The following is a 20,964-nucleotide window of genomic DNA, read 5'->3' as shown; positions in this document are numbered from 1 at the left end:
TGCCTTAGTGGTCTTGGTGTGAGACCACTATAACTCAGCCCAGCAATGCCCGCGCCTCGGCGCAGTCCCGTTCCATCTGCGCCATCAGCGGCTCCAGCCCGTCGAACTTTGCCTCGGGCCGCAGGAAGTGGCGCAGTTCGACTTCGATCTCCTGCCCGTAGAGATCACCTGAAAAGTCGAAGAAATAGGGCTCCAGCAGTTCCTTGGGCGGATCGAAGGTGGGCCGCACGCCGAGGTTCGCCGCGCCCTTCAGCGGCTGTCCGGTCGCCAGCACCCGGCCGCTGACGGCATAGATGCCGAAGCGCGGGCGCAGATATGTACCCATGTCCATGTTGGCCGTGGGATAGCCGATGGTGCGGCCGCGCTTGTCGCCGTGGATCACCTCGCCGCGGATGGCAAAGGGTCGGGTAAGCAGGCGCTCGGCCAGGGCGCAGTCACCTGCCTTCAGCGCATCGCGAATGCGGCTGGAGGAGACCACCTGTTCGTCGATCTTGACCGGCCCCACCTGCCGGGTGGTGATCCCGCAAGTCGCGCCGACATCGCGCAATACCTGTACATTGCCGCCGCGCGCCTTGCCGAAGGTGAAGTCCTCCCCCGTCACCACGCCTGCCGCGCCCACGTGTCCGGCGAGGAGGTCCGCTACAAAGGCGCGCGCCTCCGTCGATGCCAGCGCCTCATCGAAATGGAACACCAGCATGGCCGCTGCGCCTGCCTCGCGGAACAGCTCGTGCCGCTGGTCAAGTGTGGTCAGGCGGAAGGGCGGAACATGCGGGGCAAAGTGGCGCACCGGGTGTGGATCGAAGGTGGCGACAATCGCCGGGCGACCTTCGGCCCTCGCCCAGTCGACCGCTTCCGCCACCACGGCCTGGTGGCCGAGATGGAAGCCATCGAAATTGCCCAAGGCGACAATCGCGCCTCGAAGCTCTTCGGGGACCGGCTGGCGGTGGTCGAGCATCGCTCCGCCGAGCGTAGCTTGCGTCACCGCACCCGCTCGTAGGTGACGAAATCATAGGCGGGCCAGCCATCGGCGGCGGGCTGGGGGTCGCGGCCGGTTTCCACCCATTGCGCGGGATCGGGCGCGGGCATGAAGACGTCGCCGACGGTATCCTCATGGACCTCGGTAATGTCCCACCGGGTGGCGTAAGGCTCCAGCAGGGCGAAGATCTCCGCGCCGCCGATCACCGAGTAATCGCCGTCTCCCACAAGGACCAGCGCCTGCTCGATGGTGTTGGCCACTTCCGCCCCCTCGGCCTGCCAGGTGGTCGAGCGGGTGAGCACGATGTGGCGGCGGCCGGGCAGAAGGCCGGGCAGGCTGTCGAAGGTCTTGCGGCCCATGACCATGGGCATTCCCATCGTCAGGCGCTTGAAGCGCTGCAGGTCGGCGCGGATTTTCCACGGCACATCGTCATTGGCCGCGATGCAGCCGTTGGTGGCTCGGGCGACGACGAAGTTGACCTCACGCGTCATTGTTTATCCAACCCTCGTAATGTGGCCCATCTTGCGCCCATCGCGCGCCTCGGCCTTGCCATAAAGGTGGAGGTGGGCGGCAGGATCAGAGAGGTGGCGCGGCAGGTCGAAAGCTTCGGCCCCGATCAGGTTGTCCATCGTCACGCGCTTGGCCAGGCTCGCCGTATCGCCCAGCGGCAGGCCTGCCACGGCGCGCACGTGGTTCTCAAACTGGCTGGTTATCGCGCCCTCGATGGTCCAGTGGCCCGAATTATGCACCCGGGGGGCCATTTCGTTGAACACCGGGCCGCCGGTGGTGGCGAAGAATTCGCAGGTCATCACGCCGACATAGTCCAGCGCATCGGCCACCTGCCTTGCCAGTGCGCGCGCCTCGTCCACCTGGCCCGTCACCATGGCCGGAGCAGGCAGTTCGCTGCGCGACAGGATACCGCCGACATGGGTGTTATGGGGAGATTCCCAGAACCGCACCTCGCCAGTGCGGCTGCGCACCAGGATGACCGAGAATTCGGCCTCGAAATGGACCAGCCCTTCATAGACCAGGCCGCTTTCGGGCACGCGCAGTCCGGCAGCATCGCCTTCGCTGGCGATGCGCCACTGGCCCTTGCCGTCATAGCCGTCGCGCCGGGTCTTCATGATGCCGGGCGCGCCGACCTTGTGCACGGCGTCGGCCACTTCGGAATCGTGGTCGATCGCGGCATAGGGCGCGGGCTTGCCGCCCAGTTGTTCGACAAAGCGCTTCTCGCGGAAACGGTCCTGCGCCACTTCCAGCGCGGCCACACCGGGGGCCAGCTGGCCGCCGGAGAAGACCGACAGCGGTGCCACCGGCACGTTCTCGAATTCATAGGTCACCGCCGCGCAGTCTTGCGCGAAAGCCTGCATCGCCTCGCGGTCATGCCACGATGCGCAGGTGAACTTCGCCGCCACGTCGGCTGCCACGCTGTCCTTTTCCGGCGCATAGATGTGGCAGCGATAGCCGAGCTGCGCCGCCGCCATGGCGATCATCCGGCCAAGCTGTCCACCGCCAAGGATGCCGATGGTTGCGCCCGGCGGTAACGAGGGGAGTGTCATGGGTTCATGGGCCTCGGGCACTTACTGCTTGGCGGGCTTTTCGGCCACGGCATCAGTCTGCGCCGCGCGGAAAGCCTTCAGCCGGGCGGCCAGTGCCTCGTCCGATAGCGCCAGGATTGATGCTGCGAGGATGGCGGCATTGGTCGCGCCTGCCTCGCCGATGGCCAGGGTGCCGACCGGGATTCCGGCGGGCATCTGCACGATCGACAGCAGGCTGTCCTGCCCGCTCAGGGCTTTCGACTGCACCGGCACGCCCAGCACCGGCAGGTGGGTGAGCGCCGCCACCATGCCCGGCAGGTGCGCCGCGCCGCCCGCGCCTGCGATGATCACCTTGAAGCCTTCATCCGCCGCGCCCTTGCCGAACGCGTGCAGCCGGTCAGGGGTGCGGTGGGCCGAAACGATCCGGTCATCGTGGGCAATGCCGAGCTGGTCGAGCACGTCGGCGGCACGCTTCATGGTCGGCCAGTCGGACTGGCTGCCCATGATGATTGCGACTTGCGGGGCCATATCCTCTACCGATCCTTCAGGTAATGCCGCTCACCCGGCTGCATCTTGTCGTCGAAGTCATAGACGATCGGTTGCCCGGTGGGAATCTCGAGGCCGGTGATGTCCTCATCCGAGATTTGCGACAGGTGCTTGACCAGTGCGCGCAGGCTGTTGCCGTGGGCCGCCACGATCACCGTTTCGCCCTTCTCCAGTTGCGGCAGGATCGTGCCTTCCCAATAGGGCAGCACGCGCTCGATGGTCAGTTTCAGGCTTTCGGTATCGGGAATGGCGATCCCGGCGTAACGCGCATCGGCGGCGAGGTCGAACGGCCCGCCCGCATCCATCGGCGGCGGCGGGACATCGAAGCTGCGGCGCCAGACTTTCACCTGGTCCTCGCCATGCTTGGCCGCGGTCTCGGCCTTGTCGAGCCCGGTCAGCCCGCCATAGTGCCGCTCGTTCAGCCGCCAGTCCTTGATTTCGGGGATCCACAGCCGCTCGCAGGCCTCCAGCGCCAGGTGCAGCGTCTTGATCGCGCGTTTCTGCAGCGAGGTGAAGGCGAGGGTGGGCAGCAGGTTCTTGGCCACCAGCAGTTCGCCTGCAGCGATCGCCTCGGCCACGCCCTTGTCGGTCAGGTCCACGTCCCACCAGCCGGTGAAGCGGTTTTCCAGGTTCCACTGGCTCTGGCCGTGGCGGACAAGGATAAGGCTGGTCACGTCGCGCTCCTTATAACGGGGAGCGCAGCCGTTAGCCGCTCGATTCGTCGTTGTGAAGGGGCGCGGCGGGTTTGGCCGAAGCCTGGGCGCGTGACTGGGCCCTGGCCTGGGCCTTGCGCCGCCTCAAGTTCTCGCGCAGTTGCGCGGCCAGCCGTTCCTCGCGCGTCATCTTGCTGTCTTGTCCCGCCATGGCGGCATCCTTGGCGATTTTCTTGGGTCCACTCAAGCTTGGCTTGACTTTCAAGGCCCCTAAGACAATAGCGCGCGCCTGTCGAAAAAGGCTGCTGTAGCTCAGTGGTAGAGCGCACCCTTGGTAAGGGTGAGGTCGGGAGTTCAATCCTCCCCAGCAGCACCATTTCGCCAGGCGCCTCAGGCGCCGGCGGCGGCATCCGCCGCCTTGGCTTTCCTCGCTACCGGTCGACTTCGCCTCCCTGCGCTGCGGGCGGCCGTTCGGCCTTGCGGACCCTGCGGGTCCGTTCGCCCGAGTCCGACTTGTGCAAGCTTGGTGTATTGTGCCAATAGGGCACCCATGAGCAGATCACTACATGACGAGGGGCTGACCCCGCTCGATCCGGCCTATGTCACGGTTATGCGCGTGCAAGCGCTGCTGATGGCGTTGCCTTTCGTGATCGCCGCGCTGGTGGGGGAGGTTTCGGGCAGGTTGTTTGCAGGCGCCTTCCTCGTGCCGGTCGTGCTGGTCGCGCTGGTCCTGGCGCTGATGGTGCCGCTGCGGCGTTACCATGCGCGGGGATATGACATGGGCGAGGACCGGTTGCGCGTGGTGCGCGGGCTGTTGTTCCGGCGTGATACGGTGGTGCCGTTCGGGCGGGTGCAGCACCTGGATGTAGAGCAGGGCCCGCTCGAACGCGCGTTCGGCATTGCCCGGCTGGTGCTGCATACGGCAGGAACGCACAATGCCTCGGTCGTGCTGCCCGGCCTTGCCCATGCCCGCGCCGTCGAAATGCGCGAGGCGATCCGCCAACATGTAAAGCGCGAGATCGGGTGACCGTCCCCGAGACAATACTGGAGCAGGAGGTCGCGCAGGGCTGGCAGCGGGTCAACCCGCTGGCGATCCTTGTCAGCGCGGTACAGGGCATGCGGCAGGCGGTCCTGCCCGCGGTTGCCGCGCTGTTTGGCGCCCGCTCGCTCGACAATACGGTGCTGGTGGTGGGCGTTATCGCCGCTGCCGTGCTGGTGCTGGTCACGCTGGGCGCGTGGCTGTCTTGGCGGCGGCTACGCTATTTGGTGGGGCCGGAGGATATCCGGGTGGAGCAGGGTCTCATCAGCCGCTCGGCCCGCTCGGTCCCCTATGAACGGATCCAGGATGTCAGCCTTGAACAGGGCCTGCTGCCGCGCCTGTTGGGGCTGGTCGAAGTGCGGTTCGAGACCGGCGCGGGCGGCAAGGACGAATTGAAGCTCGCCTATGTGTCGATGGATGAAGGCGAGCGCCTGCGCGACGTGGTGCGTGAACAGCGCACGCTTGCGCCTGTGGCCGCCGCTGCCAGCGAATCGGAGGCCCAGCCGGAGGCCGAAGGCCGCCTGCTGTTCGCCATGGGTCCGGGCAGGCTGCTGTTGTTCGGCCTGTTCGAATTCTCGCTGATCGTCTTTGCCGTTCTGGCGGGCGCAACGCAGCAGCTGGAATTCCTCCTGCCGTTCGATCTGTGGGACGTGGACCAGTGGGAAGGCCGCCTGTCCGGCACCGGGTGGGAGGCCTGGTTGACCGGGCTGGGCATGGCGGCGCAGTTGGTGGGCGTGTTGATCGCGCTGGCCAGCCTGGTCGTGCTGGGGCTGGTGACAGGCGTGGCGCGCACCGTGCTGCGCGACTGGCAGTTCCGGCTCGACCTGACCTCGCGCGGGTTCCGCCGCCGCCGTGGGCTGCTGACGAAAACCGACGTGGTGATGCCCGCCGCCCGCGTGCAGGCGATCATCGTGTCCACCGGGTTCGTGCGGCGGCTGTGGGGCTGGCGGGGGCTGTCCTTCGTCAGCCTGGCGCAGGATGCCGGATCGGCCAACCACGATGTCGCGCCCTTTGCACAGGAGTCCGAAATCGCGCCGATTGTCGAGGTAGCCGGGTTTACACTGCCGGATGACAGCGTGGACTGGCACCGGCCAAGCCGGGCCTATCGCTTTGACCGGGCGCTGTTTACTGCCTTGCCGCTGGTTATGGTGGGGATCGTGCTGCTGTTTATCGAGCAGGTTGCCTGGGCCGCGCCGCTGGTCTGGGTTCTCGCCGTGCTGCTTGCCTTGCGGCAACATTTCCTCTGGCGCTTCGAGCGCCACGCGGTCGACAGGCGGCAAATCCTTTCGCGGCGCGGCTGGCTGTCACCCAGGCTGGTCGCGGCGAGCCGGATCAAGCTCCATTCGGTCGAGATTGCGCAAGGCCCGCTGGGGCGCTGGCGCGGCTATGCGGACCTGCGGTTCGGGCTGGCGGGCGGCGCCTTGGCATTCGAGGGCCTGCTGCTGGAAGAAGCGGAAGCCATGCGCGAAGCTGTGCTCACTTCAATCGCCAGCGTGGATTTCTCCGCCCTTCCGCGCTGACACGAAAAGGGCCCCGGCTTGCGCCGAGGCCCTTTGTCCTCTCTTGATGCGGCAATCAGTACATGAAGCCGTAGTAGCTGTAGACATTCTCGCCATACTGACGGTCCCAACTCGGCTGGCTGCTCTGTTCATAGCGGGGCGCGTCTTTCAGGCGGTCCTTGTCGATGTTTACGACATAGCCGCCCTTCGACGTGTCGTAGTCGAGCACGTCCCACGGCAGCGGGTGATAGCTTTCGCCGATCCCCAAGAAGCCGCCGAAGCTCATCACCGCATATTCCACGCGGCCCGAACGCTTGCCGATCATCAGGTAGCTGATGTGGCCGATCTTCTCGCCATCGGTGGCATAGACAGTGGTGCCATCAACCTTGTCGGAGCTGATGAGATTGGTGCTCTCGTCGCGGTCGAGCGGGCGCGAGCGGTCGAAATCGCGGCGGCGGGTGAGTTCGTCATCGCTGTAGCGGTTCTGCTGGTCAAAGGCCTGGGCCATGGTTGCGTCTCCTGTTGGTGTTGCTGGCCGCATACGTCGCTGCGTTGCGGCCTCATAACCAACCAACGGGTGGACCATGACGGCGTTCCGTTGTTCGCCCCGCCGAAGCCACGCCCCGGCGCGAGTCTAGCGCGGGATGTCTGCCCGCACGTCGGCCCAGTCCGGGTTCCTGCCGAATGCGGTCACGACATAAGGGCAGACCGGCGCGATCCTGAAGTCTTCGCTGCGCGCATCGGCCACGATCGCCTGGACCAGCTTGAGCGCCAGACCCTGCCCGCGGGCTTCGGGCGGGACGAATGTATGATCGACCAGCCGCACGCCGCCTCGGTCCTGCCAAGTGAGTTCGGCTTGGCGCGAGGCTCCGGCCACTTTGGCGTAATAGACGCCGCCGTGTTCGGTCGTTTCGCGGGTGATTGGCGGATTTGCTGGATCGGACATGGGCTAAAGGCCTCCTTACTTGTCAGGAACGGCCACTGGCGGCATGGCGTTCCGCATGGCTTCTTCCCGGCAGTTCCTCTCCGACAATGCGGCGCGCGTCCACCCCCGGGTGTGGCAGGCGATGCGCGATGCCGACGGGCCGGACCTGCCCTATGATGGCGATGCCCTGAGCAAGCGGCTTGACGTGGTGTTCAGCGATCTGTTCGGCAGGCCTTGCGCGGTGATCTGGGCCAGCACCGGGACAGCTGCCAACTGCCTGGCGCTGGCCACCATGGTCGAACCGCACGGCGGTGTGGTGTGCCACCGCGAATCGCATATCGAGAGCGACGAGTGCGGAGCTCCGGGGTTCTACCTTCACGGCGCCAAGCTGCTGCTGGCCGATGGCTCGGGGGCCAAGCTGGATGTGGGCGGGATCGAGGCCGTGCTGGCGGGAATCACCCGCGGGATCCACCAGGTCCAGGCCCATGCCGTGTCCATCACCCAGGCGAGCGAATATGGCCTCGCCTATGCGCCGGACGAACTCGTCGCCATCGGCGCATTGGCGCGGGCGCACGGCCTTGGCCTGCATATGGACGGTGCGCGGTTTGCCAATGCGGCGGCGTGGCTGGGGTGCAGCGCGGCAGAGGCGGCGGGGCCGGTCGATGCGCTGAGCTTCGGCTGCACCAAGAACGGCGCGATGGACGCCGAAGCGCTGCTATTCTTCGACGAGGGCAAGGCCGACCTTGCCCGGTGGCGCAGGAAGCGCGCCGGGCACCTCCATTCCAAGGGGCGGTTCGTGGCGGCGCAGATCCTGGCGCTGGTCGAACATGGCCTGTGGCTGGAGCTGGCGGGACAGGCCAATGCCGCCGCTGCAGAGATTGCCGGCGGGGCGGGCGGGCGCCTGCTGTTCGCCCCGCAATCGAACGAGCTCTTCGTGCGCCTGACCCCTGCCGAACGGGCGACGCTGCGCGGACAGGGTTTCGCCTTCTACGACTGGGACGATGGCACGGCGCGGTTCGTCTGTTCGTGGGATACGCGGCAGGAAGACGCGCTGGCGCTGGCCCGCGCCATCGCCGCTATATGAGCGAGTCTCCTCCGCCGCATGCCCTGCTGCGGCCGCACATCGCCTTGCCGTTCCTGCTGGTCGCGCTGATCTGGGGATCGACCTGGTTCGTCATCACCGGGCAGATCGGCGATACCTCGGCCCACTGGTCGGTCGCCTGGCGCTTTGCCCTGGCGACGCCGGGAATGTTCGTGCTGGCCATGGTGATGCGGCTGCCGCTCACCATGCCGGGGCGGGCGCACCGGCTGGCCCTGGCGATGGGGCTGTTCCAGTTCTGCGGCAACTATACCTTTGTCTATCTGGCCGAACTGCACCTGACCTCGGGCATCGTTGCCCTGCTGATCGGGCTGATGCTGGTGCCCAATGCGGTGCTCGGGCGGATCATGCTGGGCCAGCCGATCACCCCGCGCTTTGTGCTGGGCAGCGCCATTGCCATTGCCGGGATCGCCCTGCTGCTGGTGAACGAAGGGCAAGCCGCGCCGCTGGCGGGCAATGTCGCGCTGGGCGCGGGGCTGGCGCTGGTGGCCATGCTGGCGGCCTCCATCGCCAACGTGATCCAGGCGGGGCCTGCAGGCAAGGACGTGCACCTGGTCACGCTGCTGGCCTGGGCCATGCTCTATGGCACCGTGGTGGACGTGGCGCTGGCCTGGGGCATCGACGGTCCGCCGGTGATCCCGCGCGATGCGGCCTACTGGCTGGGCACGGCATGGCTGGCCCTGGCCGGATCGGTGGTGACATTCCCGCTCTACTACAAGCTGGTGCGCCAGTTGGGAGCAGGGCGGGCTGCCTATAATGGCGTGCTGGTGGTTGTGGTGGCGATGGTTATCTCCACCTTGCTGGAAGGCTACAAGTGGACCCCGGTGGCCGTGGCGGGTGCCGTGCTGGCGACGGCAGGGCTGGTGGTGGCGCTCAGGGCGCGGCAGGTGCAGGCATAATGGCCGCCAGCCCTTCGCGGTAGGTCGGATATTGCGGCACCCAGCCCAGCAGGCGCTTGGCCTTGCCGTTCGCCACACGCCGGTTTTCCAGATAAAACCCCCGCGCCATGGCAGACAGTCCCGCTTCGTCCAGCGACTGTATCGGAGGCGGGGCCAAGCCCATCAGGCGGCAGGCATGTTCGATCACCGCATTCTGGCTGCACGGCAGGTCATCGGCGAGGTTGTAGGCCCCGGCGGGCGCATTGCGGGTGAGGGCCGCGACAACCCCGCTGGCGATATCGTCCACATGGACCCGGCTGAACACCTGACCGGGAAGGTCGATCCGGTGGGCCTTGCCGCTGCTCACCCGATCGAACGCGGAGCGGCCCGGACCATAGATGCCCGGCAGGCGGAATACCTGTGCGCCAAGGTTCAGCCAGGCCGCATCGGCCTCTGCCCGCGCGCTGCGCCGTCCGCCCCCGATGGGCGCGCTTTCATCGACCCAGGCCCCCTGTGTGTCGCCATAGACCCCGGTCGAGGACAGGTAGGCGAGGTGCTTTCCGGCGATCCCGGCCCCATATCGCGCCAGCACCGGGTCCGCGCCATCGGCGGGCGGCACGCTGGAGAGCACATGGCTTGCCCGGACAAGCGCTGCCGAAACTGCCGCTGCATCGTCGAACGCGACAGTCCCCGCGCTGCCCGTCGCCTCGACCGTCCAGCCAAGATCGCGCAGGCGCGCTGCGATGTGCGAAGCCGTGTAGCCGAGGCCGAAGATCAGCAAATGTTCCATGCTCCTGCCTTCTAGTCACTGGACGCGGGCGCGAAAGGACCTAAATCGAACCCCATGGATATAGCGCGCACCCCCTCGACGCCCGATGGCAACCCCGAAATGGCCGACGCCGCCCACGAAGTGACTTCGCCGGTCGAGATACGGCGCGAGGATTACCGCCCATTCGGCTGGCTGGTGCCGCAGGTCTCGCTCGACTTCGCGCTTGGGGTGGAGCGGACGGAAGTGGTCGCCACGCTGGAGGTAGAACGCAATCCCGCCGCCGAGCCGACCCATGTCCTCCACCTCAACGGCGATGGCCTCGTCCCGTTGTCGGTCAAGGTGGATGGCGAGGAAGTCAATTCGTGGACGATGGACGGTGACGATCTGGTCATCACCCTGCCGGGCGACAGGCACAGGGTCGAAGTGGCGACCCGCATCGATCCTTCGGCCAATACACAGCTGATGGGCCTCTATGCCTCGAACGGCATGCTTTGCACCCAGTGCGAGGCCGAGGGTTTCCGCCGCATCGCCTTCTTCCCCGACCGGCCCGATGTCCTGTCCACCTATCGAGTCAGGATGAGCGGCGACAAGGCGATGTTCCCCGTCCTGCTGTCGAATGGCAATTGCACGGCGCAGGGCGAAGGCGCGGGCGGCACCCACTGGGCCGAATGGCACGACCCCTGGCCCAAGCCGGCCTACCTGTTCGCCCTGGTCGCGGGCGACCTGGTGGTGCGCAAGGACAGCTTTATGACTTGCAGCGGCCGCGAGGTGGAACTCGGCATCTATGTCCGGGCGGGCGACGAGGATCGCACCGGCCACGCGATGGAATCGCTCAAGGCTTCGATGAAGTGGGACGAGGAGGTGTTCGGCCGCGAATACGATCTCGACCTGTTCAACATTGTCGCCGTTTCCGATTTCAACATGGGGGCGATGGAAAACAAGGGCCTCAACGTGTTCAACACACGCTATGTCCTGGCCGATCCGGAAACCGCCACCGATGGCGATTTCGACGGGGTGGAAGGCGTGATCGCGCACGAATACTTCCACAACTGGTCGGGCAACCGCGTGACCTGCCGCGACTGGTTCCAGCTCTCCTTGAAGGAAGGCTTTACCGTCCTGCGCGACCAGTTGTTCAGCCAGGACATGGGCAGCGCGCCGGTCAAGCGGATCGAGGATGTGCGGGTATTGCGCGGGGTGCAGTTCCCCGAGGATTCCGGCCCGCTGGCCCACCCGATCCGGCCCGATGCCTACCGCGAGATCTCCAACTTCTACACCTCCACCGTTTACAACAAGGGTGCCGAGGTGATCCGCATGATGCGGGTGATGGCGGGGCCGGAAGCTTTCCGCAAAGGCTGCGATCTCTATTTCGAGCGCCACGACGGCGAGGCGGCGACTTGCGAGGACTTCATCAAGGCGATCGAGGATGGCGCGGGGCTGGACCTGACGCAGTTCCGCCTGTGGTATTCGCAGGCCGGTACGCCGCGCGTCACGGTCCGCGTGGAGCACCAGGGCGACACGGCCACGCTGCACCTGTCGCAGGTGGTCCCGCCGACCCCCGGCCAGCCCGACAAGCAGCCGGTGCCGATCCCGCTCAAGGTCGCCCTGTTCGACCGCGAAACGGCCACGCACCAGGGCGAGCATCTGCTGGTGCTCGACAAGGCTCAAGATAGCTTCAGCTTTCGTGGATATGCCCGGCCGCCGGTCCTGTCGATCAACCGCGGCTTCACCGCGCCGGTCAGCATCGACAGCCAGGTGACAGCCGACGATCTGGTGTTCCTCGCGGCGCAGGATGACGATCCCTTCGCCCGGTACGAGGCGATGCAGGAGCTGGTCGTCACCCACCTGAAGGATGCCGTGGCGGGCACTCTGTCGGCAGAGGCGCGCGAAGCCGGGGGCAGGGCCATTGCCAAAGCGCTCGGGGCAGTGCTGGCCGATCCTGCGCTGGATGACCTGATGCGCGGCGAACTGCTGATCCTGCCGAGCCAGGCCTATCTGGCCGAACAGATGCTGGTGGCCGATCCCGGTGCGATCCATGCCGAGCGCCAGGAGCTGCGCGCCGCGCTGGCGCAAGCGCTGGAGAGCGAGTTCGTGGCACTCCACCAAGGGGCCAGCGCCGTGCCCTACAGCCTGTCCGCAGAGGCGCGGGGCGCGCGCAAGGTCAAGACCCAGGCCCTGATCTACCTCGCAGAAGGCAACCCGCAGCTCGCCGCCGAGATGGCCGCCGCGCAATACCGCGCTGCCGACAACATGACCGACCGGCAAGGTGCACTGATGGTGCTGGCGGGGCTCGACAGCCCTGAACGCACCCATGCGCTGCTCGACTTCTACAACCGCTACAAGGCCAACCCGCTGGTGATCGACAAGTGGTTCTCGCTCCAGGCAGGATCGCTCCATCCCCATGCGCTGGACCATGTGAAGGCGCTGGCGCAGCACCCGCAGTTTACCCTGAAGAACCCCAACCGCGTGCGCGCGCTCTACATGGCTTTTGCCGTCAACCCGGCGGCATTCCATGCGGCGGATGGCGAAGGCTACCGGATGATCGCCGACCTGATCCTCGAGCTCGATCCGCTCAATCCGCAGACCGCCGCGCGCTTCGTGCCGCCGCTGGGCCGCTGGAAGCGGATCGAGCCGGGCCGGGCCGGGCTGATGCGGGCCGAGCTGGAACGGATCGCCGGGGCCGACAGGCTGTCGCGCGATACGCACGAACAAGTGGCGCGCTCGCTTGGCTGAGGAAGTAATCCGCGCGAGCGTGCTCGGCGGCGTCGCCCACGGCTTCCTCGATGCGGCGCAGAGCGGTGCGGAGAGCTTTCATCTCGTAGCTGCGGGGGCGCCGGTCTTCGCCAGACAGGTCCATTCGGCGCGGGCGCTGGTCGTTGCCGCACCCTTTGCGGGCGAGCCGCCCGAAGTGGATGCACTGGTCACGGCCACGCCCGGCCTGGTTCTAGGCATCCGCACGGCGGATTGCGCGCCTGTCCTGCTGGCCGACACCGAAGCGGGCGTGATCGGCGCGGCCCATGCCGGCTGGCGCGGAGCCTTCGGCGGAGTGATCGAGGCGACCGTGGCGGCGATGGAGGGACTTGGCGCAAGGCGCGGCAGAATCGCGGCGGCTGTCGGTCCCACGATTGCGGCAGCGAGCTATGAAGTCGATGACGCTTTCCAAGAGCGCCTGCTGGCCGACGATCCGGCCAATGCCGCCCTGTTCGCACCCGCCCGGGCGGGCCATGCGCAGTTCGACCTGCCGGCTTATGTCGTGCAGCGACTGATGGCGGCAGGGATTGGCCGGATAGAGGAGACGGCGCTCGATACCTATGCCGATAAGGCGCGCTTCCATTCCTATCGCCGCGCCACCCATCGCGGCGAGCCGACCTATGGCCGCCAGTTTTCGCTCATCGCGCTTTAGAATCGCTGCAGAATGGCGGCGGAAAACCCTTCCCGGCCGCTGGTCATGCCGGTGGACCTGACATAGGTGACAAAAGGCGGGTTGGCAGGGGCGATTTGCTCGTCTATCAGCCGCGCCAAGCCGCCGCCCAAACCGTCGGAACAGGGGCAGCTTTCGGTGTGCGGCAGGACGGGTTTCTAATCGGATGATGGCGGGCCACCCGCGCGCAATCCGGCAGTCAAGGCAAGGTAATGGCAACCACCACTGATACCGCCACTTCAGACCACGTGGCCCCAACAGGCGCGAACGGGGAAGTCGCGCATGAGGACGGCGTTCGCCGCCGCGACTTCATCGAGATCGCCGCCGTGGCTTCGGCCGGGGTCGCGGGCATTTTCACGCTGATCCCGCTGATCAGCCAGATGGCCCCCTCGGCCGACGTGCTGGCCGAAAGCACGACCGAACTCGACATTTCCGCTCTCGAACCGGGCCAGGCGATCAAGGCTGTGTTCCGCAAGCAGCCGGTCTTCGTGCGCAACCTGACGCCGGAAGAAATGGCCGCGGCCGACGCTGTGTCGCTGGACGACCTGCGCGATGCGGAATCGCTCGCCGACCGTACCCAGGTCGGTTTCGAGAATATTCTGGTCGTGATGGGTGTCTGCACCCACCTCGGCTGCGTGCCGCTGGGTGCGGCGGAGGGTGAAGTGAAGGGTGAGTACGGCGGTTATTTCTGCCCGTGCCACGGTTCGCACTATGATACGGCGGCGCGTATTCGCAAGGGTCCGGCGCCGACCAACCTCCAAGTTCCCGAATTTACCATCACCGACACCACCCTCGTGATCGGCTGAGGCGAGAGACACAAGCCATGAGTTTTCCCTGGGCCAAGCAGTACGAACCCACCAACCCGCTGATGAAGTATCTCGACGAGAAACTTCCCCTGCCGCGGTTCGTCTATAACGCGGTGGGCGCGGGTTATCCCGTGCCGCGCAACCTGTCGTACATGTGGAACTTCGGCGTGCTCGCCGGTTTTTGCCTGGTGCTGCAGATCGTTACCGGCGTGGTCCTGGCGATGCACTATGCCGCCAACTCGGCTGTTGCCTTCGATTCGGTCGAACACATCATGCGCAACGTCAACTGGGGCTGGGCCATGCGCTATGCGCACGCCAACGGCGCCAGCGCCTTTTTCGTGGTGATCTACCTGCACATCTTCCGCGGCCTGTTCTATTCGAGCTACAAGGCCCCGCGCGAGATGATCTGGCTGATCGGCGTGGTCATCTTCCTCTTGATGATGGCAACCGCCTTCATGGGCTATGTGCTGCCGTGGGGCCAGATGAGCTTCTGGGGCGCCAAGGTCATCACCGGCCTGTTCGGTGCGATCCCGCTGATCGGCGAGAGCCTGCAGGTGTGGCTGCTGGGCGGCTATGCCCCCGACAACGCCGCGCTCAACCGTTTCTTCTCGCTGCACTTCCTGCTGCCCTTCGTGATTGCGGGATGCGTGATCCTGCACATCTGGGCACTGCACATCCCCGGTTCGTCCAACCCGACCGGCGTTGAAGTGAAGAGCGAGAGCGACACGCTGCCGTTCCACCCCTATTACACCGCCAAGGACGGCTTCGGCCTGGGCGTGTTCCTGCTGATCTATTGCGCCTTCGTGTTCTTCATGCCGAACGCGCTGGGCCACCCGGACAACTACATCCCGGCCAACCCGCTGAGCACGCCCGCGCACATCGTGCCCGAATGGTACTTCTATCCGTTCTACGCGATCCTGCGCGCCTTCACGGTCGATTTCATCCTGCCTGCCCAGCTGTGGGGCGTACTGGCCATGTTCGCCTCGATCCTGGTGTGGTTCTTCCTGCCGTGGCTGGACAAGTCGCCGGTGCGTTCGGGCCATTACCGCCCGCTGTTCCGCAAGTTCTTCTGGTTCGGCCTTATCCCCACCATGGCGGCCCTGTTCTACCTGGGCGGCGCTCCGGCGGCCGAGCCCTATGTGATGCTCAGCCAGCTCTTCACCGCCTACTACTTCCTGCACTTCCTGGTGATCCTGCCGATCATCTCCTCGATCGAACGGCCCGAGCCGCTGCCGTTCTCGATCACCGAGGCGGTGCTGAAGTCGGACAAGAAGGCCGTGCAGGGCGAAAACGCCTCGCCGGCGGTCTGAAGCGCGCGGGTTAAAAGGAAAGATACGATGATCCGCCTTGTTGGAATTCTTGTTGGTCTGGGCTTCGCCTTCGTGTCGCTGCTGGCCTTCGTCGTGGGCGCCTATAACCAGGCTACCGAGCCCGCTGCCGAAACGGCCGAATATGCCTTCCACGAGCCTGCGCACAATCCGCGCGGCGGCTTCAGCTTCGATGGCCTCGCCCCGCGGTGGGACGTGGCGCAGCTGCAGCGCGGCTATCAGGTCTACAAGGAAGTCTGCGCGGCCTGCCACTCGCTGAACCAGGTATCGTTCCGCAATCTTGCCGACCTCGGTTATACCGAGGAAGAGGTTAAGGCCGAAGCGGCAAGCTGGTTGGTGCCGGGCATCGATCCCAACACCGGTGAGGCGAGCACCCGTCCGGGCCTGCCGACCGATCGCTTCCCCGATCCCTATGCCAACGAAGTGATGGCGGCAGCTGCAAACAACAACGCCATTCCGCCGGACCTGTCGCTGATGGCCAAGGCGCGCCACCACGGCTCGGCCTATCTGTACTCGCTGCTGACCGGCTATCAGGAGCCTTCCGCCGAACTGGCCGAGCGCTTCCCCGATTCGGTCCCCGGCCCGGGCCTCTATCACAACCCCTATTTCGCCAACCTCAACCTGGCGATGGCCCCGCCACTGACCACCACCGGCCAGGTGACCTATGCCGATGGCACTGAAGCGACCGTGCGGCAGATGTCGCAGGACGTGGCCGCCTTCCTGACCTGGACTGCCGAGCCTTCGCTGGTGGACCGCGTGAGCATGGGCTGGATCGTGATGGGCTTCCTGCTCTTCGTGACCATCCTGGCATGGCTCGCCAAGAAGAACGTCTGGGCCTCGGTCAAGCCCCGGCGCGAAGACTGAAATTGACGGAACATACCGGCGCCTTGACCCGAGAGGAGCTCAAGGCGCTGGTCCGCACCGTTCCGGACTTTCCGGCGCGTGGTATCCAGTTCCGCGATGTGACCACCCTGGTCGCTCACCCGCAAGGCCTTGCCTCCACCATCGAACTTCTCGCCGCGCTCGCTCCTTCGTGCACGGCTGCCGTGGCCGGGATCGAGGCGCGCGGCTTCATTTTCGGCGCGGCCCTGGCGGCGCGCCTCGGCCTCGGGTTCATTCCGGTGCGCAAGGCAGGCAAGCTGCCCGTCCCCACCATCGGCGCGGACTATGCGCTGGAATATGCCGAAGCGCGGATAGAGATCGACCCCACGCTGGTTGCACCGGGACAGCGCGTGCTGCTGGTAGATGACTTGATCGCCACCGGCGGCACGGCGCTGGCCGCCGCCGGATTGCTGCACCAGGCAGGTGCGTTATGCGACCACGCGCTGTTCGTGATCGATCTGCCGGACCTCGGCGGCGCGGACCTGCTGCGCGAAGCGGGCGTGGCGGCGACATCGCTGATTGAATTCGCCGGACACTGATACGCTTGACGAGAACCCCCTGCCGATGGCAAGCGGCGCACCTGAAGCGGGTATAGCATAGTGGTAATGCACTAGCCTTCCAAGCTAGCTAGAGGGGTTCGATTCCCCTTACCCGCTCCATATCCCTCCACCTACGGCTTGAATCGCCCGCCCCGAATGTGGGTGAAGCGCGCTCCGTCGTGTTCGTACCAGGCGATGGTTTCCACCTCGCGGTGATCGCCTGCCATGGTCGGCCACAGTTCGAAGTCGGGCCAGTCGGCGAAGGTATCGAAAGTGGTGTGGCAATACATCGCCACGTGGCGCGGGCCGATCAGCACGCCCAGCGGAGTGACAACCTCGGTGATATGCGCCTTCACCTCGCGATAGAACGCCAGGATGTTCTCGCGCCCGACGATGCGCTTGCTGCTGCCCAGTTCGAACACCACGTCATCGGCGTAGAACCGGCCGAAGCCGTCAAAGTCATTGCCGTTGAAGGCGGCGACATAGCTGCGGAAATCGTCTTCTGTCATGGCTCGTCCCTTTCCTCTGGGCCGACCGGCATATTGTCGATCAGGCGGGTTGTGCCGATCCGCGCGGCCACCACCAGACGGGCCGGATGGCGCGGGCGTTCGTGCAATTCGGCCAGGCTATCGGCGTTGACGAGGTTGGCATAGTCCACCGATCCAAAGCCAGCCGCCAGCAGGTCCGCTTCCAGCCCGCCCAGCGCCGCGCCAACGTTTGCGCCGCCTTCGATCTGCGCAATCGCCTTGCGCATCGCTTCGTTCAACCCTGCGGCAGACCGGCGCTGGTCGGGTGAGAGGTAGGAGTTGCGGCTGCTCATCGCCAGCCCGTCGGCCTCGCGCACGGTCGGCACGCCGATGATGCGCGACGCATGGGGACGGGTGAGGTCGAGGTCGCGCGCCATTCGGCGGATCACGGCCAGCTGCTGCCAGTCCTTCTCGCCGAACAGGGCAAGGTCGGGCTGCACCTGGTTGAACAGCTTGAGCACGACTGTGGCCACGCCATTGAAATGCCCCGGCCGCACAGCGCCGCACAGCCCCTCGCTCACCCCTGCAACCGAGACCGTGGTGGCATGGCCTGGCGGATACATGGCATCCACATCGGGCGCCCACAGCAGGGCCACGCCTTCTGCCGCCAGCTTGGCCTGGTCCTCGGCCAAAGGGCGCGGATAGGCGGCGAGATCCTCCTTCGGGCCGAACTGGGTGGGATTGACGAAGATCGACACGACCACGCTGGCCGCCTGTTTGCGCGCCGCCCGGACCAGTGCCATGTGCCCGTCATGCAGCGCGCCCATGGTCGTTACCAGCGCCACAGTTCCCTGCCGTCGCAGGTCATCCACAGCTTCGCGAAGGGTTTCGATGCGGTTGACGGTTTGCACTTGGGCTCGGCTCCGATAGGAAGATGCGGTGCAAAGCCCTAGCGATGTCCACGCTCCATAGAAAGCCTGCCCGATCGTGACCTTCTCCGCTCCCCACCGCATTGTCTTCGCCAACGAGAAGGGCGGGACGGGCAAATCGACCACGGCGGTCCACGTGGCCGTGGCGCTGTCCTATCAGGGGGCAAAGGTGGCGGCGATCGACCTCGACGTGCGCCAGGCGACCATGCACCGCTATTGCGAGAACCGCGCCGAAACCGCCTCGCGCCGCAAGATCGACCTGCCCGGCCCGCTCTGCGAGGTGTTCGACGGTTCGACCGTGGAGGAACTGGAGGCACAGGTCGCCCGGCTGGGGCAGGGCATGGATTTCCTGATCTTCGATACGCCGGGCCGCGACGATCCCTTCGCCCGCCACGTGGCGACCGAGGCCGATACCCTGGTCACGCCGATGAACGACAGTTTTGTCGATTTCGACCTGATCGGCCAGGTCGATGCCGAAAGTTTCAAGGTGCGCCGCCTCAGCTTCTATGCCGAGCTGATCTGGGAAGCCCGGCTGAAGCGCAGCCGCACGGCCATCGAACAGCAACGGCGGCAGATGGACTGGGTGGTGGTCAGGAACCGCACCGGCCACAGCGATGCCCGCAACCAGCGGCGGCTTGACCAGGCGCTGGGCGAACTTTCGCGCCGGGTGGGCTTCCGCGTGTCCCACGGCCTGTCCGAACGGGTGGTCTATCGCGAACTGTTTCCTTCGGGCCTGACCCTGCTCGACAAGGGCCACCTGGGTGAACTGGGCACCAGCCACCTCGTCGCCCGGCAGGAACTGCGCACGCTGGTGGCGAGCCTTGCCCTGCCGATGCCTGCCAAGGACGCGCCTCCCATCAAGCCCCCAAACAAGTCAACGGCGCAACTGGCGCTTGAGACCGGGAAGGCCGCCTGAGCCATGATGAAACTGGTCGTACTCGCCGGTGCAATATGCGTGGGATACAAGCTCATCACCGGTCGTTGGCCGTGGGAGAAGAAGCTGACCACGCGCCAGCAGGCGGTGTTCCGCGCGCGGCAGTTGCTGGGCGTGGAAGCCCAGGCAGGCCGGGAGGAAATCCTTGCCGCACACAAGCGACTTGTCGCCATGGTCCACCCGGATCGCGGCGGCACCAATGACCAGGTGCACGAGGCCAATGCCGCGCGCGACCTGTTGATCGACGAATTGCCCGGCCGGCTGGGAAGCTGACCGGGCCTGCCACTAGTCCAGGAGCCACGATGACCCACCAGTTCCACTCCACCGTCCTGCGCGAATACGACATCCGCGGTATCATCGGCGAAACGCTCGGGGTGGACGATGCCCGGGCCATCGGGCGCGGCTTCGGCACGCTGATCGCGCGGGCCAAGGGACCGGAAGCCAGGAAACTGGTGGCGGTCGGCTGGGACGGGCGGGTGAGCTCCCCGATGCTGAGCCATGCTCTGGTCGAAGGGTTGAACGCCAGCGGCGTCGATGTGCGCCGCGTGGGCATGGGCCCCACCCCGATGCTGTACTATGCCGAAGCGTCAGCCGAAGAGGTGGATGGCGGCATTCAGATAACCGGCAGCCATAATCCCGCCAATTACAATGGCTTCAAGATGGTATTCCAGGGCCGGCCGTTCTTCGGTGCGGACATCCTGAAGCTGGGCGAGATGGCGGCGGCGGGCGAGTGGGATGCGGGCACCGGGACGGTCGAGGACGTAGATATCATCGACGAGTATATCGACCGGCTGCTCACCGGCCTCGACGGGATCGATCCCGAAGTCCTGTCCGGACTCAAGGTTGGCTGGGATGCGGGCAACGGCGCTGCGGGCCCGGCGCTCGAAAAGCTTGCCGCGCGGCTGCCAGGCGAACATCACCTGCTCTTTACCGAAGTCGATGGCGAATTTCCCAATCATCATCCTGATCCTACTGTCGAGGAAAACCTTGAGGATTTGCGAAGCCTTGTCTCCGCAAAGTCCCTCGACTTCGGAGTGGCATTCGACGGTGATGGCGACAGAATCGGCGCAATCGACGGCCAGGGCCGCGTGATCTGGGGCGACCAGCTGCTGATGATCTATGCCGAAGACCTGCTCAATCGCCGCCCCGGAGCCACAATTATCGCCGATGTGAAGGCCAGCCGCGCCCTGTTCGACCATGTCGCGGCCTGCGGCGGCCAGCCGATCATGTGGAAGACCGGCCACTCGCTGATTAAATCCAAAATGAAGGAAGTTTCTTCGCCGCTGGCCGGCGAGATGAGCGGCCACGTGTTTTTTGCCGACACCTATTACGGCTATGACGATGCGCTCTATGCCGGGATCCGGCTGATCGCGGCAGCGGCGCGGCTGGGCAAATCGGTCACGCAATTGCGCAGCGACATGCCGCAGATGCTCAACACACCCGAAATGCGCTTCCAGGTGGATGAAAGCCGCAAGTTCGCCGCGATCGACGAGGTCAAGGCACGGCTGGAAGGCAGCGAGGACGAGGTGAATTCCACCGACGGCGTGCGCGTGACATCGCAGGACGGTTGGTGGCTGCTGCGCGCCTCCAACACGCAGGACGTGCTCGTCGCCCGCGCGGAAAGCGACAGCCAGGCCGGGCTCGACCGGCTGATGGCACAGATCGACGAGCAACTGGCGGCCTCGGGGCTGGAGCGCGGGCCGCAAGCCGGGCACTGATGCCATAAATGGGGGACGGGG

The 20,964-nt window shown here is 65.9% G+C and carries 24 protein-coding genes and 2 tRNA genes; 15 read left to right on the top strand and 11 right to left on the bottom strand.

Annotated features, from left to right (window positions below):
- Nucleotides 1-34 precede the first annotated feature (34 nt).
- From M3P36_RS02290 to M3P36_RS02265, 6 genes are read right to left on the bottom strand one after another with little or no spacing between them, the layout of a single operon-like run.
- On the bottom strand, nt 35-955 hold the full coding sequence (locus tag M3P36_RS02290; protein ID WP_249700616.1) for a bifunctional riboflavin kinase/FAD synthetase: 921 nt from the start codon (nt 953-955) through the stop codon (nt 35-37).
- A 23-nt stretch (nt 956-978) separates the two neighbouring features.
- Nucleotides 979-1,467, bottom strand: coding sequence for a dihydrofolate reductase (locus M3P36_RS02285; protein WP_249699960.1), 489 nt, complete (start codon nt 1,465-1,467; stop codon nt 979-981).
- A gap of 3 nt (nt 1,468-1,470) precedes the next feature.
- A complete protein-coding gene (locus M3P36_RS02280) occupies nt 1,471-2,535 on the bottom strand; it encodes a 5-(carboxyamino)imidazole ribonucleotide synthase (protein WP_249699958.1) in 1,065 nt (354 codons plus the stop codon).
- Nucleotides 2,536-2,556: 21 nt separating this feature from the next.
- A complete protein-coding gene (gene purE / locus M3P36_RS02275) occupies nt 2,557-3,042 on the bottom strand; it encodes a 5-(carboxyamino)imidazole ribonucleotide mutase (RefSeq protein WP_249699955.1) in 486 nt (161 codons plus the stop codon).
- A gap of 5 nt (nt 3,043-3,047) precedes the next feature.
- On the bottom strand, nt 3,048-3,734 hold the full coding sequence (gene gpmA / locus M3P36_RS02270; protein WP_249699946.1) for a 2,3-diphosphoglycerate-dependent phosphoglycerate mutase: 687 nt from the start codon (nt 3,732-3,734) through the stop codon (nt 3,048-3,050).
- Nucleotides 3,735-3,765: 31 nt separating this feature from the next.
- On the bottom strand, nt 3,766-3,924 hold the full coding sequence (locus M3P36_RS02265) for a hypothetical protein (protein WP_249699936.1): 159 nt from the start codon (nt 3,922-3,924) through the stop codon (nt 3,766-3,768).
- Between the two features lie 90 nt (nt 3,925-4,014).
- On the opposite strand from M3P36_RS02265, the gene M3P36_RS02260 reads away from it, so the two are divergent.
- The 3 genes from M3P36_RS02260 to M3P36_RS02250 all read left to right on the top strand — a co-directional run bounded on the left by M3P36_RS02260 (nt 4,015) and on the right by M3P36_RS02250 (nt 6,272).
- Nucleotides 4,015-4,089: transfer RNA gene (locus tag M3P36_RS02260), tRNA-Thr, on the top strand.
- 174 nt (nt 4,090-4,263) lie between these two features.
- Nucleotides 4,264-4,740, top strand: a complete 477-nt coding sequence (locus tag M3P36_RS02255; RefSeq protein ID WP_249699934.1) for a PH domain-containing protein — start codon at nt 4,264-4,266, stop codon at nt 4,738-4,740.
- Nucleotides 4,737-6,272 (top strand): PH domain-containing protein, encoded by a 1,536-nt coding sequence (locus M3P36_RS02250; protein ID WP_249699924.1) that lies wholly within the window; start codon nt 4,737-4,739, stop codon nt 6,270-6,272. Before M3P36_RS02255 ends, M3P36_RS02250 begins: the two co-directional genes overlap by 4 nt.
- A 55-nt stretch (nt 6,273-6,327) precedes the next feature.
- Here M3P36_RS02250 and M3P36_RS02245 read toward each other — a convergent pair whose 3' ends face one another.
- Both M3P36_RS02245 and M3P36_RS02240 read right to left on the bottom strand, forming a co-directional pair.
- Nucleotides 6,328-6,759, bottom strand: coding sequence for a PRC-barrel domain-containing protein (locus M3P36_RS02245; RefSeq protein WP_249699907.1), 432 nt, complete (start codon nt 6,757-6,759; stop codon nt 6,328-6,330).
- Nucleotides 6,760-6,885: 126 nt separating this feature from the next.
- Nucleotides 6,886-7,197: a GNAT family N-acetyltransferase gene (locus M3P36_RS02240; protein WP_249699905.1), complete on the bottom strand. Its 312-nt coding sequence runs from the start codon at nt 7,195-7,197 to the stop codon at nt 6,886-6,888.
- 55 nt (nt 7,198-7,252) lie between these two features.
- On the opposite strand from M3P36_RS02240, the gene M3P36_RS02235 reads away from it, so the two are divergent.
- The gene (locus M3P36_RS02235) at nt 7,253-8,260 is read left to right on the top strand and encodes a threonine aldolase family protein (protein WP_249699903.1); all 1,008 of its coding nucleotides are present in this window, start codon (nt 7,253-7,255) and stop codon (nt 8,258-8,260) included.
- Nucleotides 8,257-9,174 (top strand): DMT family transporter, encoded by a 918-nt coding sequence (locus tag M3P36_RS02230; RefSeq protein WP_249699887.1) that lies wholly within the window; start codon nt 8,257-8,259, stop codon nt 9,172-9,174. The genes M3P36_RS02235 and M3P36_RS02230 overlap by 4 nt, the downstream gene beginning before the upstream one ends.
- Here M3P36_RS02230 and M3P36_RS02225 read toward each other — a convergent pair.
- Nucleotides 9,149-9,943 carry a Rossmann-fold NAD(P)-binding domain-containing protein gene (locus tag M3P36_RS02225; RefSeq protein ID WP_249699885.1) on the bottom strand — a complete coding sequence of 265 codons (795 nt, stop codon included), beginning with the start codon at nt 9,941-9,943 and terminating at the stop codon, nt 9,149-9,151. The genes M3P36_RS02230 and M3P36_RS02225 overlap by 26 nt on opposite strands.
- A gap of 54 nt (nt 9,944-9,997) precedes the next feature.
- Here M3P36_RS02225 and pepN point away from each other — a divergent pair, with 54 nt between their 5' ends.
- The 7 genes from pepN (at nt 9,998) to M3P36_RS02190 (ending at nt 17,015) form a co-directional block, all read left to right on the top strand.
- Nucleotides 9,998-12,652 (top strand): aminopeptidase N, encoded by a 2,655-nt coding sequence (gene pepN, locus M3P36_RS02220; protein ID WP_249699883.1) that lies wholly within the window; start codon nt 9,998-10,000, stop codon nt 12,650-12,652.
- Complete coding sequence (gene pgeF / locus M3P36_RS02215) at nt 12,645-13,322, top strand: peptidoglycan editing factor PgeF (protein WP_249699874.1); 678 nt, start codon at nt 12,645-12,647, stop codon at nt 13,320-13,322. Before pepN ends, pgeF begins: the two co-directional genes overlap by 8 nt.
- A gap of 230 nt (nt 13,323-13,552) precedes the next feature.
- A complete protein-coding gene (gene petA, locus M3P36_RS02210) occupies nt 13,553-14,146 on the top strand; it encodes a ubiquinol-cytochrome c reductase iron-sulfur subunit (RefSeq protein ID WP_249699865.1) in 594 nt (197 codons plus the stop codon).
- 17 nt (nt 14,147-14,163) lie between these two features.
- Nucleotides 14,164-15,456, top strand: a complete 1,293-nt coding sequence (locus tag M3P36_RS02205; protein WP_249699857.1) for a cytochrome b — start codon at nt 14,164-14,166, stop codon at nt 15,454-15,456.
- A gap of 27 nt (nt 15,457-15,483) precedes the next feature.
- On the top strand, nt 15,484-16,338 hold the full coding sequence (locus M3P36_RS02200) for a cytochrome c1 (protein ID WP_249699848.1): 855 nt from the start codon (nt 15,484-15,486) through the stop codon (nt 16,336-16,338).
- Between the two features lie 23 nt (nt 16,339-16,361).
- The gene (locus tag M3P36_RS02195; protein WP_249699838.1) at nt 16,362-16,895 is read left to right on the top strand and encodes an adenine phosphoribosyltransferase; all 534 of its coding nucleotides are present in this window, start codon (nt 16,362-16,364) and stop codon (nt 16,893-16,895) included.
- 46 nt (nt 16,896-16,941) lie between these two features.
- Nucleotides 16,942-17,015, top strand: a tRNA-Gly gene (locus M3P36_RS02190).
- 11 nt (nt 17,016-17,026) lie between these two features.
- Here the strand turns inward: M3P36_RS02190 and M3P36_RS02185 are convergent.
- Together M3P36_RS02185 and panC are read right to left on the bottom strand one after the other, a co-directional pair.
- A complete protein-coding gene (locus M3P36_RS02185; protein ID WP_249699825.1) occupies nt 17,027-17,404 on the bottom strand; it encodes a nuclear transport factor 2 family protein in 378 nt (125 codons plus the stop codon).
- A complete protein-coding gene (panC, locus tag M3P36_RS02180) occupies nt 17,401-18,273 on the bottom strand; it encodes a pantoate--beta-alanine ligase (RefSeq protein ID WP_249699822.1) in 873 nt (290 codons plus the stop codon). The genes M3P36_RS02185 and panC overlap by 4 nt, the downstream gene beginning before the upstream one ends.
- Nucleotides 18,274-18,349: 76 nt before the next feature.
- Here panC and M3P36_RS02175 point away from each other — a divergent pair, with 76 nt between their 5' ends.
- From M3P36_RS02175 to pgmG, 3 genes are read left to right on the top strand one after another with little or no spacing between them, the layout of a single operon-like run.
- On the top strand, nt 18,350-19,207 hold the full coding sequence (locus tag M3P36_RS02175; protein ID WP_249699814.1) for a division plane positioning ATPase MipZ: 858 nt from the start codon (nt 18,350-18,352) through the stop codon (nt 19,205-19,207).
- 3 nt (nt 19,208-19,210) lie between these two features.
- Entirely contained in the window at nt 19,211-19,498 is a 288-nt protein-coding gene (locus M3P36_RS02170; RefSeq protein ID WP_249699812.1) for a J domain-containing protein, read from the top strand.
- 29 nt (nt 19,499-19,527) lie between these two features.
- Entirely contained in the window at nt 19,528-20,943 is a 1,416-nt protein-coding gene (gene pgmG, locus M3P36_RS02165; RefSeq protein WP_249699810.1) for a phosphoglucomutase/phosphomannomutase PgmG, read from the top strand.
- The last annotated feature ends 21 nt before the right edge of the window (nt 20,944-20,964 follow it).

The organism is Altererythrobacter sp. KTW20L (assembly GCF_023501975.1).
Taxonomy (GTDB): Bacteria; Pseudomonadota; Alphaproteobacteria; order Sphingomonadales; family Sphingomonadaceae; genus Alteraurantiacibacter.
The sequence above is the reverse complement of the archived record's forward strand: the minus strand, read 5'-3'. Positions and strand labels throughout refer to the sequence as shown.

Bases quoted from the DNA above. Each gene is read 5' to 3' on its own strand.
- pgmG (WP_249699810.1), top strand. From the start codon at position 19,528: ATGACCCACCAGTTCCACTCCACCGTCCTGCGCGAATACGACATCCGC.
- M3P36_RS02235 (WP_249699903.1), top strand. From the start codon at position 7,253: ATGGCTTCTTCCCGGCAGTTCCTCTCCGACAATGCGGCGCGCGTCCAC.
- M3P36_RS02290 (WP_249700616.1), bottom strand. From the start codon at position 955: ATGCTCGACCACCGCCAGCCGGTCCCCGAAGAGCTTCGAGGCGCGATT.
- pepN (WP_249699883.1), top strand. From the start codon at position 9,998: ATGGATATAGCGCGCACCCCCTCGACGCCCGATGGCAACCCCGAAATG.
- M3P36_RS02245 (WP_249699907.1), bottom strand. From the start codon at position 6,759: ATGGCCCAGGCCTTTGACCAGCAGAACCGCTACAGCGATGACGAACTC.
- M3P36_RS02205 (WP_249699857.1), top strand. From the start codon at position 14,164: ATGAGTTTTCCCTGGGCCAAGCAGTACGAACCCACCAACCCGCTGATG.
- M3P36_RS02285 (WP_249699960.1), bottom strand. From the start codon at position 1,467: ATGACGCGTGAGGTCAACTTCGTCGTCGCCCGAGCCACCAACGGCTGC.
- M3P36_RS02280 (WP_249699958.1), bottom strand. From the start codon at position 2,535: ATGACACTCCCCTCGTTACCGCCGGGCGCAACCATCGGCATCCTTGGC.
- M3P36_RS02230 (WP_249699887.1), top strand. From the start codon at position 8,257: ATGAGCGAGTCTCCTCCGCCGCATGCCCTGCTGCGGCCGCACATCGCC.
- M3P36_RS02255 (WP_249699934.1), top strand. From the start codon at position 4,264: ATGAGCAGATCACTACATGACGAGGGGCTGACCCCGCTCGATCCGGCC.
- M3P36_RS02240 (WP_249699905.1), bottom strand. From the start codon at position 7,197: ATGTCCGATCCAGCAAATCCGCCAATCACCCGCGAAACGACCGAACAC.
- M3P36_RS02170 (WP_249699812.1), top strand. From the start codon at position 19,211: ATGATGAAACTGGTCGTACTCGCCGGTGCAATATGCGTGGGATACAAG.
- M3P36_RS02265 (WP_249699936.1), bottom strand. From the start codon at position 3,924: ATGGCGGGACAAGACAGCAAGATGACGCGCGAGGAACGGCTGGCCGCG.
- petA (WP_249699865.1), top strand. From the start codon at position 13,553: ATGGCAACCACCACTGATACCGCCACTTCAGACCACGTGGCCCCAACA.
- M3P36_RS02225 (WP_249699885.1), bottom strand. From the start codon at position 9,943: ATGGAACATTTGCTGATCTTCGGCCTCGGCTACACGGCTTCGCACATC.
- purE (WP_249699955.1), bottom strand. From the start codon at position 3,042: ATGGCCCCGCAAGTCGCAATCATCATGGGCAGCCAGTCCGACTGGCCG.
- M3P36_RS02200 (WP_249699848.1), top strand. From the start codon at position 15,484: ATGATCCGCCTTGTTGGAATTCTTGTTGGTCTGGGCTTCGCCTTCGTG.
- M3P36_RS02185 (WP_249699825.1), bottom strand. From the start codon at position 17,404: ATGACAGAAGACGATTTCCGCAGCTATGTCGCCGCCTTCAACGGCAAT.